Source organism: Mycobacterium sp. 1164966.3 (assembly GCF_001665395.1).
Classification (GTDB): Bacteria; Actinomycetota; Actinomycetes; order Mycobacteriales; family Mycobacteriaceae; genus Mycobacterium.
Map to the genome: position 1 here is coordinate 166,356 of NZ_LZSG01000005.1, position 12,955 is coordinate 179,310.

General features: G+C 64.5%; 12 protein-coding genes. All 12 read right to left on the bottom strand.

Annotation, left to right across the window (positions count from 1 at the left end):
- Positions 1–13: 13 nt before the first annotated feature.
- Genes A9W99_RS02730 through A9W99_RS02785 form a run of 12 tightly spaced genes read right to left on the bottom strand, consistent with a single transcriptional unit; the run spans position 14 to position 12,885 of the window.
- Positions 14–793, bottom strand: a complete 780-nt coding sequence (locus A9W99_RS02730) for a mammalian cell entry protein (RefSeq protein ID WP_067372965.1) — start codon at positions 791–793, stop codon at positions 14–16.
- The gene (locus tag A9W99_RS02735) at positions 760–1,323 is read right to left on the bottom strand and encodes a mammalian cell entry protein (RefSeq protein WP_067372968.1); all 564 of its coding nucleotides are present in this window, start codon (positions 1,321–1,323) and stop codon (positions 760–762) included. Before A9W99_RS02735 ends, A9W99_RS02730 begins: the two co-directional genes overlap by 34 nt.
- Positions 1,320–2,297: an RDD family protein gene (locus A9W99_RS02740; protein ID WP_067372971.1), complete on the bottom strand. Its 978-nt coding sequence runs from the start codon at positions 2,295–2,297 to the stop codon at positions 1,320–1,322. The genes A9W99_RS02735 and A9W99_RS02740 overlap by 4 nt, the downstream gene beginning before the upstream one ends.
- Positions 2,294–2,995 (bottom strand): Mce protein, encoded by a 702-nt coding sequence (locus A9W99_RS02745; RefSeq protein ID WP_067372974.1) that lies wholly within the window; start codon positions 2,993–2,995, stop codon positions 2,294–2,296. Before A9W99_RS02745 ends, A9W99_RS02740 begins: the two co-directional genes overlap by 4 nt.
- Entirely contained in the window at positions 2,965–4,548 is a 1,584-nt protein-coding gene (locus A9W99_RS02750; RefSeq protein ID WP_067372977.1) for a virulence factor Mce family protein, read from the bottom strand. Before A9W99_RS02750 ends, A9W99_RS02745 begins: the two co-directional genes overlap by 31 nt.
- Positions 4,542–5,717: a virulence factor Mce family protein gene (locus A9W99_RS02755; RefSeq protein WP_067372980.1), complete on the bottom strand. Its 1,176-nt coding sequence runs from the start codon at positions 5,715–5,717 to the stop codon at positions 4,542–4,544. Before A9W99_RS02755 ends, A9W99_RS02750 begins: the two co-directional genes overlap by 7 nt.
- A complete protein-coding gene (locus A9W99_RS02760) occupies positions 5,714–7,369 on the bottom strand; it encodes a virulence factor Mce family protein (RefSeq protein ID WP_067372983.1) in 1,656 nt (551 codons plus the stop codon). Before A9W99_RS02760 ends, A9W99_RS02755 begins: the two co-directional genes overlap by 4 nt.
- Complete coding sequence (locus A9W99_RS02765) at positions 7,366–8,946, bottom strand: virulence factor Mce family protein (RefSeq protein ID WP_067372986.1); 1,581 nt, start codon at positions 8,944–8,946, stop codon at positions 7,366–7,368. The genes A9W99_RS02760 and A9W99_RS02765 overlap by 4 nt, the downstream gene beginning before the upstream one ends.
- The gene (locus A9W99_RS02770) at positions 8,943–9,983 is read right to left on the bottom strand and encodes a virulence factor Mce family protein (protein ID WP_067372989.1); all 1,041 of its coding nucleotides are present in this window, start codon (positions 9,981–9,983) and stop codon (positions 8,943–8,945) included. Before A9W99_RS02770 ends, A9W99_RS02765 begins: the two co-directional genes overlap by 4 nt.
- Positions 9,980–11,293 carry an MCE family protein gene (locus A9W99_RS02775; protein WP_067372992.1) on the bottom strand — a complete coding sequence of 438 codons (1,314 nt, stop codon included), beginning with the start codon at positions 11,291–11,293 and terminating at the stop codon, positions 9,980–9,982. The genes A9W99_RS02770 and A9W99_RS02775 overlap by 4 nt, the downstream gene beginning before the upstream one ends.
- A gap of 4 nt (positions 11,294–11,297) precedes the next feature.
- Positions 11,298–12,167 (bottom strand): ABC transporter permease, encoded by an 870-nt coding sequence (locus A9W99_RS02780; protein ID WP_067372995.1) that lies wholly within the window; start codon positions 12,165–12,167, stop codon positions 11,298–11,300.
- A gap of 1 nt (position 12,168) precedes the next feature.
- Positions 12,169–12,885 carry an MlaE family ABC transporter permease gene (locus tag A9W99_RS02785; protein ID WP_371514915.1) on the bottom strand — a complete coding sequence of 239 codons (717 nt, stop codon included), beginning with the start codon at positions 12,883–12,885 and terminating at the stop codon, positions 12,169–12,171.
- Positions 12,886–12,955 lie beyond the last annotated feature (70 nt).

Consider the following 12,955-nt stretch of genomic DNA (forward strand, 5'->3'; position numbering starts at 1 on the left):
GCGCTCCGGCCGGCTACAGCTGAGGCGTCATATTCACGGAGGTAACGGTCGACATCCTGGTCACCAGCCAGCGGCCATGATCGTCACGCGTCATGTTGACCCGGTAGGCCAGGTACAGCAGGCCGGGAATGTTCTTCTTCAGTGCACTTTTGGAAGTCGTGTTGGTGTACACGATCGCGATGGCGTTGGGGCCCACGAGCGATTCGACGGCCGCGCCGGTGACTTCGGTGCTGCTGGTGATCTTGTGCTGTTTGTAGGGCGACGCGATCTCGCTCATGACCTTCCGGTACTGAGCCGCAAAGTCTCCGGAGAGATATTTCGCTGCCCTGTCCGCGAGGGTGTCGATGTTCTCCGGCGTGTAGGACCACAGCGTCGTGATGGCGGCGGCCGCAGTGCGCGCCACTTTGAGTTTGGTTGCGACAGTTGCGCGTTCGGATAGGTACGCATGCATGGTTGCGCCCGCGAACGCCGCGGAGCCGACGAACAGCAGGCTCGCCACCACCGCGATCGCGACGGCGACGCGTTTCCCGCGAAGTCGCTTGGCCCGGGGATCACGGTCTTTCTTAGGCTTTGCCGCCTTCTTCTTGCCCTTGGGTGTGGCTTTTTTTTCGCGCTCCTCGGCTTTCGCCGCCTCACCGTCGTCCTTTTCGGAGGTACCGCCGGATTCTGCAGTGGCAACGGTGCTTTCGTCGGGTTCGGCTTGTTCGGTGTCGACTTCGGCGGTCTCGGTAACGTCGGTTGCTGAAACCGCGTCGGCCGTCAGATCACCTGCAGCAGGCTGCTGATCTTCCACTGATTCCCTTCCTGCTTAGCGGTTACGGTCCAGCGATCGATGTTATGGAATACCTGGTTTTCATCGGCGGACTTCGAGGTGACGTCAGTGGCCACCAACACGGTAGCGGTGCCGTCGTCGTTCCACCGTTCCACGCCGGCCCCGTCGGCGAGGACAGTGCCCGTCGTCCGCTCGGCGCGGGCGATGGTGAGCAGTGTCTCGTTGGCCGTCTCCCGGAAGTGCTTGGCGAATTCGCCGGTCGCCTGCGCCAATATCCGGTCGACGTAATCGTTCGCGTGATACGGATCGATGGTCGTGAAGCCGCTCATGAACCAGGTCACGTAGCTGAGCACCTCGCGGTCCTTCTGCGCGGCGCGCCGATGCGATTCATGGGAGATCAGCATCAGGGTGGATGCGGTGATCGCCGCCACCGTCAGCAGCACCACCACCGTGGCAACGAGCGGCCACTCCCACCGCCGCCTAGGCGACGGCGCGGCCTGCGCGGCCAACAACGGCCTCTCGTTGGGCCGAAACTTGCGGCGGGGGCTCATCTTCCCTCCCGCGGCGGTTTCGGCCTGCTCAGAACGGTGAGGTCGTCGATACGCCAACGGCCGTCTGCGCCTTTGACAAAAGCAACTCGAACACCGGCGGTGATATAGCGCTGGTCGGCCCCATCGCCGCGGCGGCCATGCAGGAACACCAGCATCTTCGCCCAATCCGGACCGGCCGACTGAATCGCGCCGTCGGTCGCCCAGTACTCGTTGATCACGGGCTGGCCCTTTCGCACCACGTCCTGCTCGTGGGCGAGTTGTGGGCGATATTTGTCGGTAGCCAGCGATAGGGCACGCGCAAAATCGTCGCGTAGGGATTTCGGGTCGTACGTCAGCATCTGCGCGACCATCTTGGGGCCCTCAATTGCGATCTCCGCGCGCGTCCGGTCGGTCGCCTGTTGCTGGGTGTACACCACCGCATAACTGACGCGGGCGCCATCCATACAGAGCGCCGCCGCGATCAGCACCACCAGTGCGGTCCAGCTCCCGATGATGCGTGGCCGGCGGTCGCCTTCGACGCGGTGTACCTCAGTGCCCACCAACATGTCGGCGAATGTCCGGCGACCGGGATCCCAGAGTGGCCATAGCCATCCCACCAGCAACGAAGCGGTGTCAAGGAGATGCGCCACGTCGCGCAGCAGCAGCGTCCACGGCCCCGGTGCGCTGCCGTCGCGACGTGACACCGCGATTCCGCAGAACGCGCGTCCCAAGCTCCAGCCGGTGACCACCGGTAGCAACAACCGGTTGATCAGCATCAGTAAAAAGGCAACTCCGGCAACGGAAAGGCATACCCACCACCACGCGCTGCGCAGCGGCACGGTGAAAAAGACCAGCAGCATCGTGGTCACCACCGCCATCGCAGGCAGGACGTCGATCGCGAAAGCACCCGCGCGAACGTGCCAGGGCGCCAAGGCCGGCTCCGATGACTCTGGGGTGGCAACCGTGGTCTGAGTCTCCTCGACCAGCAATGTCACTTCGTCACCGATTCGACCCTGGAAACCTTGTACTGGCCTTCCACAGGCATCATCGTCACCCGCAGCCGGTACCCGATTTCCTGGTTCTGGGCAGCGCTGTTGGACACCTTGACGCGCAGGGCGACCAGGACATTGACCGACCCGTTGTCGTTGGTGCGCTCGACCGCAGCGCGGTTATCCACAACTTGGACATGCGCGTTTGCGGCTTGATAGGCCTGCATGAGCATGCTGGTGTACATCAGGGCCTGGGAGCGGTATTCGTCGGTGCCGCACTCGACGATCTTCCGTTCGGCCTCGGCCATTGCGTTGGTGTCCGGCGCCTGCGTCGCCGCGATGCACTCCGATGCCGCTTTGAGCGCCGCGGCGTTGTTGCGCGCTATCGTCTGGCTTTCGTGGTGCGAACGCAGCGCCAGATAGCCGCCGACACCGAGGCCGGCGGCGGCCAGTAGCAGCGCCGCGGTGATGGCGGCCAGCCAGCCGCGACCGAGCCGCGATGGCTTACCCCCGGCCGCCGGTTGGTCAGCCGCGGTTCCGGACTCCAATGGATCTTCGACCGTCGCTTCGGTAGTGACCTGGTCAGACTGCGATTCCGGGGAATCCTCGGTGTCGATCACGCTGGTGACCTGTTCTGCCTCGGATTCAGGTGAATCGTCCGCGTCGGTGGGGTTCAGCCGGCTGGTGCCAGCATCTCCTTCCATCCGTCGTCTCCTGTTTTGGTCGAGTTTTCGACGGAGTACTTCACGCCGTCGGGCCCTACCACTTCGCCGCTCTGAGGGTTGTATACCGCCGTGGGAGGACCGCTCGGAGTGTAGACACACGGGTTGGGCTGTTGTCCGTTGCACTGCACGGTACCTGAGCCGGGCCGTTGCAACGGGTCACTGGTCGGGGGTGGCGTCAGACCGCCGGGTGGCAACCGGTCGGCCGGCGCCGGGTTCAGGCCGGTGTTGATCGACGGCGCCGGAATGACCATGCCCGGCCGCACGGACTGATCACAGCGAGCCGCGGGCGCCGGGCAGGTCAGGATCTGGTTTGGGTCGCCGTACCAGGGGTTGGTGCCCAGCGGGACGTACGGCTTGGGGTCGCGGCACTCGCGGGGTGTGGCGGCGCGCTTTCCGGGTACGTCGACACACGGAATGTTGCGCGATCCGCGCACGCTGTTCGCCGGGGTCTCCATCGGAATCTTGCAGTATGTACCGGTCGGCAGCGGCGCGAGGCTAGTGTCGGCCGGAGACCGCCATTGCGATGCCGGGATGAAGCCGGTCAGGCAGGGCGGCGGCAGGTTGATCGACGGCGCGATGTCCAGCGCGGCCATGTTCGGGAACGGCGCGGACACCGTCTGCGCGATCGCCGCGCCCTGCGGCAGGAACACCAGCGCCTGCTCGACGCCCTTGTTGTAGCGCTTGAGCATTTCTATGACGACCTCGAGGTTCGCCAGCACCTGAGGCAGCGATTCCCGGACGTCGCTGAATACCTCGTTGACCTGGTCGGCCGTCGGCGCGGCCTGCCGCAGGATGCTGCGCAGGTTCTGGTCCCGTTCGGCAGACTGCCGGGCCAGGCTGTTCAGGTTGCGGGCCCAGCGCTCGATGGCGTCGCCCGACTGCACCTGACTGTCAATTACCGGCCCGGAGTGCTGAATGATGTCGTTGACGTCGTTGATCTGGGTCTTGAAATCGCCGACGATCGCCTGAGTGGAGTCGACGAGCCGTTGCAGGGCCGGGCCCAACCCGCCGACCGACTGCGCCGTCTCGTCGAGCAGCGAGCTGATCTTGTCCTTGGGCAGCTTCGCCAACCCGCGGTTGGCCGTGTCCAGCGCCGGCCCGATCTCCTCGGGCACGGTGTTCTTGCAGTCCGGACCCGAACCGCAGGTGATGGTCTGCCCGTCGGCGTAATACTTGCCCTGCTTGCCACCTTTCGACACCAGGTCCAGGTACTGCTCACCGACTGCCGACACCGAATGCACGTTCGCGGTCGCGTCGATCGGGATCTTGTAGTCGCTGTCGATGCTCATCGTCGCTTCGGCGCCGGTCTTGGTCGGTTCGACGGACGTGACCTTGCCGATGGTGATGCCGCGATAGGTCACATTGGCCGTCGGGTACAGGCCGCCCGATGCCGGCAGCTCGGCCTTGAGGGTGTAGCGGCCGATGCCCACCAGGCTCGGGACCCGCAGGTAGTACACACCCAGCACGAGCAGTACAACCACCGTCATGATCGTGAACAGGATCAGCTGGCGTCTGATGAAGGGAGTTAGCATTGCCCTCTCTCCGCCCTTTCCACCAGTGGCCCGCCGGGGGCGTCATTCGGGTTCGACGTGTAGCGGACGTCGGGAATCATCGTCGCGGGATCACGTCCGTACGACTGCTCGAGTGCGCGTAGTGCGCCCGACAATCCGGTACCGGTCAGGAACGCGTTGTCTACCGCGCTATAGGTGACGTCCAGCGTCAGGTTCACGTTCACATAGTCACCGCGGAACATCTTCGGAACGGTGTCGATGTCGAACGGCTGAGTGAGGATAAGTTTCAGCGCGCCGATCAGATACGGCGATGCTCGCCCGAGTTCCCGCAGTGGGCATTCCAGGGCTACCAGGTCTTGATGCAGGGGCCCGCGCGCTTCACCCACGTACTGCGCGGTGACCTGGCTCAGCCTTCCGACCGAATCGACGGCGTTGATCAGCAGATTCTGCGTGTCGGCGAAATGCTTGATCAGCGGCGGAACGTCGGTCAGCACGCGCTCGAGGACGTCGTTTCGGCCGCCCACATACGTCAACAGCCGGTTGGTCGAGTCGATCGCGTGCGTGATGTCATCGCGCTGCTCGTTCAGCTGGCGGGTGAAGGTGTCCAGTTTGCCGAGGAATGCGCGGATCTGTGGGCCGCGCCCGTTGAGGATGTTGTAGACCTCGTTCTGCAGCGTTTCCAGGTTGGGGATGCCGCCACCGCGCAAGACCAGCGAGAGGCTCGCCAGTGTCTGCTCGGTCGTAGGGAAGGCCGACGAATTCTTCAGCGGGATGGTGTCGCCGTCCTTGAGCAGCTCCGGTGACGGGTTCGGCGGCGAGAGCAACTCGACGTGCTGAGATCCCAGCAGACTGGTCTGGCCGATCCTGGCCAGCGCGTTCTTGGGCAGCTTGGTTTGCTTGGACACACCCAAAGTCAGGGTGGCAATCCAGTTCTTCAGCTGGATATCTTTGATCGACCCGACGAAGACGTCGGCGACCATCACCTTGCTGTTGCCGTTAATGGCCAGCGTGTCCGGCATCTGCACATAGATCGTGTACGCGTCCGACCCGCTGCCCGGGCCGCCCGGAATCGTCACGTTGGAGATGCCGCGCCACCCGCATGAACTCAGCATCAGTGCGGCTACCAGCAGCACCAGTCCCTGCCACGCCCGGCGGCGCAGCAGCCCGGTCACACGCGTCACCCGGCTCACTGACCCGCTCCTGCCTCAGCGGGCAGCGGCGCTCCGACCGGTGCCGGTGCCGGTGCCGGTGCGTTCCCCGGGCCCGGGCCCGGCGTCGGAGCCACCGGTCCCGGCCGGACTTCCGGCCCCGGCGGCGGCGGCTGGACCGGCACCGGCGCAACCAATCCGATGGGCGGCAGGATCGGGTTCTCGTCGTACGCGTTCGGCGGGCCGGGCGGCGTCTGCAGGTTCGACTGAACCGGCTGGATGTTCGGGCCGCCCATGAGCTCGGACAGCGATTCGGGGGTCATCAGCCCGGCCGTGACCGGCCCCACCTGGGTTCCCTGCATCCCAGGCGCGACGATCCAACCCGTTTGCGTATTGCGGTGCGACAACGGCGTATCCGGCACCCAGATACCCGGAACGGTGGTGTCCTTGTAGCCGTTCGGCGGTTGCAGCCGCGGTTCTGAGTACGCAACCTCCTTCGGCAGCGCCTCGGCGGTGCTGAACAGGTTCAGCCCGAACGGAAGGTAATTGAACTTGATCGCGTCGAGAATCGGCGCCAGGTACTGGGCACACAGTTCGGCCGACTCCTGATAGCCCAGCCTGCTGCCGGCCTGGATCGAGCTGCAAATGAACTGCATCGGGTTGGCGAAGTTGGTGATCGCCGGAATGGCAACAACCGAACCGTGGGACGGGTGGTAGATCTGATTGACGTTCGCCGCTGCTGTCGGAAGCACGTGCAGGGCCGTTTCCAACCCGTTCAGCGGATCTGGCTGAAGCAGCGTGTTGGTCACGATCTCCAGGTTCTTGAGGTCCGTGCTGAGCACCTCGCGGTTCTTGTCGAGGAACGGTCGCACCGTGGTGAGCAGCGAGTCGATCTGTTGTAGCGCGTTGGACAGGTCTTGATCGGAGTGGGTGAGCCGTGTGGTGAACGATGCCAGGTTCTGGTTCAACGCCACGAACTGCTGGTCGTCCTGGTGCAAGGCGTTGACGAACAGCGCCAGGCTGCGCACCACCGCAAAGAAGTCGCCGCGGCCCTCGTTCAGCGCGTTCAGCGCCTGCGAGAGGTTGTTCAGCGTGGTGTTGAACTGCTTGCCCTTGCCGGCCAGCCCGTTGGCGAACGACTCGATGACTTCACCGAAGGGCCCCTCGCGCTGCAGAACCGTGCAGCCCTCACCGGATTCCCGGGGGCAGGTCGGGCCCAGCTGGGAAATGATGTGGGTGATGTTGTTGCGCAGCTCGTCCCATTCCGTCGGCACCTTGGTGCGTTCGAGCGGGATCACCGCGCCATCGCGGAGCACCGGGCCGCCTTTGTACGGCGGCTCCAATTGAATGCTTCGCGAGGCCACCAGGGTGGGGTTGAGGATGACCGCCTGGGCATCCGCAGGGACTTTGTAGTTGTTCTCGTAGTGGAAGATGACCTTCATCTTGTCGCCGGCCGGCTGGATGCTGTCGATGGCGCCGACCTTCAAGCCCATGATCTGGACTTTGTCACCGGCATAGAGCGCGTTGGCGGCAGGGAAATATGCGGTGACGGTGTTAGTCGTCAGCTTCTGGTAAAGGTGCCAGCCGACGTAGGCCGCGACGAGCCCGAGTACCACCACCAGTGATCCGATGATCACCGCTGCCCGCGACATCTGCGGCAACTTGATGTTGCGGATATCGAAGATGGTGCTCAATTCTGGCTACCTCCCGTGATTCCGCTGCCACCAGCTCCACCCGGGTTGATGAACGGTGCCGGCAGTTGCGCCCCCGGTCCGGGTGGCGCCGGCGGACCGGGCGGCAGGCCCGGCGCGAACGTCGACGGCGGTGCCGGCGGCGCCTGGTCGGTGCGCGCGAGTGGCGGCGCGCCAGGCACCGGCACCGGCGTGCCGGGGACGCCCGGAGCTTCCTGACCCGGGCGCGCACTGCCCGCAATGCCGGGAGTGGGCGGCAGGCCGTTCGGGTTCGGCGGCGAGGCTTGCACGTCGAACGGCACCGGGAATCCGCCCGGTACCGGGCCGAACGGGCCTTGCATCGCCCCTGCGCAGGGCAGCGGGTTCCACGGCCGCGGCAGACCCTCGTCGCCGACGGTGACATTGCCACCGGGATTGGGTGGGGTGTAGTTGCACGGGTTGCCAGGGCCGACGGCCGGTCCCGGATGGTCGGGGGTGCCCTCGAGCACCCGTGGTGCCGGCGGGGGCGCACCGTTGGGGAACCGCGTGCCGTTGGGGTCGGGCCACTGGTACTCGGGCAAGCCCGCACTACGCCAGAAGTTTTCGGGGTCAAGCCCGCGCTTCTTGAATGCCGCGTCGATGAACGGCTGCACGATCTGGCCGGGGAAAAGGTTGTGCAGAACCACTTTGAAGAACGGACCGGAGCCGATGGCCTCGTTCAGCGACGGCAGGAACTTGCCGACCTCGACCAAACCGGTGGCTAGGTCGTCTTTACGTTGCACCAGGATGTCGCTGACCGTGCGCAACTGTTCCAGCACGTGGTTCAGGTTCGGGTTGTCGTTGATGAATCCCGACAGCTGCTGCGAGAACGACGAGATGTTGCTCAGCAGCGCATCGATCGCACGTCCGCGCTCTTCGAATGCTGCCAGCAAGGTCTTGGCGTTGACCAACAGCCGGTCCACCTGTTGGCTACGGTCGCCCAGGACGCTGGCCACCTGGTTGGCCTGCGCAAGTAGGTGCTTGATCTCCTCGTCGCGCTTGCCGATCGTGTCGGAGAACTTGGCCACACCGTCGAGCGTGGCGCTCAGATGCGGATAGGTCTGGTCAATGGTCTGGGACAGCACGTGCAGCGACTCTTTGACCGAACTGATGTCCCAGTCTTTGGCCGCCTTGGTGACGTCGAAGAACGCGTCGTAGATCTGGTACGGCGTAGTGCTTTGCCCGATCGGCAATACGGCGTTTGGCTCCAGCAGCTTGTTGCCCCGCGCCTCGATCTCGAGGACCTTCTTACCCAGGATGGTGTCGGTCCGCACCGCAAGCCGGCTCTCGGTGCCGATTCGGTTGGTGCCGATCGAGAACTTCATCACGATGTGGTCGCCGTCGATCTTGAGTTCCTCGACCTTGCCGACTTCCATGCCGGCAATGCGCACCTTGTCGCCCTTGTTGAGTCCGCCGGTATCACTGAACTGCCCGTAGTAGCTGGGCCGCGCGAAAATCATCGGGACGCTGGTGAAGCTCTGGCCGACACCGATGACCAGGATGGTCACCACGATGCCCATCAGCCCGATGTGCAGTCTGTTTGGAGGTTCGAGAGTTCTCATTGTGGCGAGCACCTACCCGACGGCTGGTGGAAGAGCCGGACCGTGCGGACTGGTCCGCCGGCCTGCAGCCCGTTGATCTTCAGCGTGATGTCGCACGCGTAGAAGTTCACGAAGTCGCCGTACGAGCCGATGCCGCGCCCGATCGAGTTAAGCGCGGTGGGCACCTTTTGTAGGAAGTCGAGCAGCTGTTGCCGCTGATCGATCAGCGGCTGCTGAATGGTGTCCAGGTAGTTGACCGCCTTGTGCAGCGAAGCCCGGTCTTCGGCCAGCAGATCGGCGACCGTCCCGGCGGCATTGCTGATGTGTGCGGTCCCGGCGGCCAGTGGGTCGGCGTGGTTCTTCAGACCCGTGATCAACACCTCGAGGTTGTTCACCGTCTGGTCGAAGTCCTTGCGGTGCCGAACCGTGGTGTCCAGCACGGTGTTCAAGTTCTTGACCACCTCGCCGATCGCGTGATCGCGCTCGGCTAGCTGGTTGGTCAGCTGCGCGGTGTTGTCGAGGATGTCGTTGATGGTCCCGCCCTGACCCTGGAAGACCGTGATGAGCGTCTTGGCGATCTCGTTGACCTTGTCCGGGCTCAGCGCCTTGAACACCGGCTTGAAACCACCGATCAGCGCGTCGAGGTCCAGCGCCGGCGAGGTCCGCGAAAGCGGAATGAATCCGCCCTTCGGCAAGATCTTGTCGTAGCCCTCCCCGTCACCGCGCTTGAGCTGCAGGTAGCGGTTGCCGATCAGGTCGAGGTAGCGGATCTGGGCCGTCGTCGACTGGTACAGCGGGATCGAGCGGTCGACGTTGAACTTAACCCGCACGCGCTTGCCGCCGTCGACCAGTTCGACCGTCTTGACCTTGCCGATCTCCACCCCGGAAGCGCGGACGAACTGGCCTTCCCGCAGCCCGCTGACGTTGCTGAACTCCGCGGAGTAGGAATTGGTGCTGTCGAAACGGATCTGCCCGAACACGACGAAGATCATCACAGTGAAGAGCAGCAGCACCACTGCGAAGGCGCTGAGCTTGACGATGGTCCCTTTGATACTCATGGGTTGATCGTGTTATCCCCTACCTGACGGCCCCACACGTACTCGATCGCATAGGGCGAACCCGTGTCTACGTGGTTGTAAGGCGCAAGGCTGTTGCCGGCGTCCATCACCAGGGTGGGCGCGGGCCACAGGTCACGGGTGATGTGCTGCCAGCATCCGGGCGCACCGCCCGGCCCACCGCGAGCGTTCACCCGGGGGAGGTTCTCCGGCCACATGTAGGGATTCGGCGCGCCACCGACCACTCCTGCCAGCGCACCCAGCTGCGAGGCGATCGCGACCACCGCCGAAACGGGGTTCAGCAGCAGGCCCAACCCGGACAGCAGTTGCGAGTGGCTGTTCAGCGAATAGCCGTTACCACCGAGGAACTGGGCGGCCTTGGGCTCGATGTCGTGGTAGTTGCGCACGGTGCAGAACAACTCGGGGCTGTAGGTGTCCAGCAGTTGAGCGGTGGGCACCAGGTCGGCGGCACCGCGGGCCAGGTACGGTCCGCCGCGACCGATGACATCCGCGCCGGTGTTACCGAATCCGGCTGCCGACAACAGCGCCTGGTCCAGATCCTTCTGCTGCGCGTTGATGGTGCGTGACGTGGTGACCGCGTTGTTGAGGAAATCGAACAAATCCGGCGAGGCATTTGCGTAGACGTCGCCCAGCGCGGCCAGCCCCTGAATGTCGCGACGAGCCTGCGGCATCTGCGGGTTGACGTCATCGAGGACGGCATTGCCGTTGATGATCGACTGGCCGAACTTGTCGCCCAATCCGGTCAGGGCTTGCGCGGCCGCACTCAGCGTCAGGTTCAGCTTGACGGGGTCGACTCGCTCGGCAATCTCGGTGATGGTCTGGAACAGGGTGTTGATCTCGGTCGTCACCGACTTGGCCTCGATTTTGTCCCGCTTGGGGTCGAACTGCCCGCGGGGAGGCTCGTCCTTGGGCGTCGTCAACGACACGTACTTGCCGCCGAACACGGTGGTGGCCTTGAGGTCGGCCCGCACATTCTTGGGGATCAGCGGGATGTACTTCGGGTAGACATCCAGCGTGAACCGGGCGGCCGGCTGGCCGTTACGCGAAATCTCCTTGATTCCGTCTTGAGCGACCCGGCCGATTTCGACGCCGTTGAAGGTGACCTTCGAGCCCGGGTCCATCACCAAACCCGCTCGCGGTGACTCCATCGTCACCTTCGTCTTGGCTGTGAAACTTCCCCGGAACTGCCCGAACACCAAGATCAGAGCCACCACCAGGATGACCACGAAGCCGATGCCCGCCAGCTTGTACGGAGGGTTGCGTGGCTTGTTCAACTTCCCCGGAGTCGTCATGGCGCTACACCGTCAGTGCGAAGTTGGGGTCGACGCCGTACAGCGCCAACGCAGCCGACAGAACAACTACCTGTACCGAGACCAGCGAGAACCGCATCGATCGGCCGACGGCCTCGCCCACGCCGACCGGGCCGCCGCCGGCGTTGTAGCCGTAATAGCAGTGGGTCACCATCACGACTGCGGCGATGATGATGGTCTCCAGGAAAGACCAGAACACGTCATCCGGGCGCAGGAAGGTCCGAAAATAGTGGTCGTAGGTGCCGTTGGACTGCCCGTACAGGACGGTCGTGACGATCCGGGGCGACAGGAACGACATGACCATCGCCAGTGCGTACAGCGGGATGATCACGACCAGGCCGGCCACGATCCGGGTGGACGCCAAAAACGAGACTGACTTGATGCCCATGACTTCCAGGGCGTCGATCTCCTCGCTGATCCGCATGGCCCCCAACTCGGCGGTGGCGCCGGCACCGACCGTGGCCGCCAACGCAATACCGGTGACCACCGGACCTGCGATGCGCACGTTGATCAGCGCGGCGAAGAACCCGGTGAACGCCTCGACACCGATATTGCCCAGCGATGCGAAACCCTGGATGGCGACCAGCGAGCTTCCGGACAGCGTCACGAATCCGACGATCGCGGCGGTGCCGCCGACGACGGCCATCGCGCCGGTGCCCATGCCGATCTGGGCGATCAGCCGCAGCGTCTCCTTGCGGTAGTAGTGGATCGCGTGCGGAATCTGCCCCAGGCTGACCAGCGAGAACCAGGCCATCTGGCCGATTTCGTCGATACCCCGGTTGAAGGCGCCGCCGTAGTGCTTGACGTTGGCGACTGCCCGCGGGAAGCGCTGGCGGGCCACCGTTCCTGTCGACATGTCAGTGCCCCGTTCCGAATCGCACGCCGATCGTGGTGAGGATGACGTTGACCGCGTACAAGGCGACCACGCACAGCACCACGGTCTCGTTGACGGCGGTGCCCAGACCCTTGGACCCGCCGCGGACGGTCAGGCCGCGATAGCAGCCCACCAGACCGGCGATCAATCCGAACGTCGCGGCTTTGACCGTCGCGATGACCACCTCGGGCATGCCGGTGATGGTGGTCAGCGTTGCGAGATAGGCGCCGCCCGACACGTTCTGCAGGTAGACGCCGAAGAGGTAGCCGCCCACCAAACCGACCGTGATCACCAGACCGTTGAGCAGGGTCGCGACGAGGGTCGCGGCGATCACCCGGGGCACCACCAGCCGGTGAATCGGGTCGATGCCGAGCACCTCCATGGCGTCGATTTCTTCGCGGATGGTGCGGGCGCCCAGGTCGGCGCAGATCGCTGTGGAACCCGCGCCGGCCACCACCAGCACTGTGGTCAAGGGGCCGAGCTGGGTGACGGCACCGATCGCTGCGCCCGCGCCCGAGAGATCGGCCGCACCGAACTGGGCGAGCAGAACGTTGAGGGTGAAGATGAGCAGCACGGTCAGCGGGATCGAGACCATGATGGTCGGCAGGAAGGCGACGCGCATGATGAACCAGCACTGCGAGATTAGCTCTCGCCACTGAAATGGCCAGTGGAACAGCGCCTTTCCGGTCAGTACACACATCCGGAAGAAGCCGCCGATGAGGGTCAGTGGGGTCTCGAGCTGGTCGCGGGCCCACCCGATCGCACTCGGC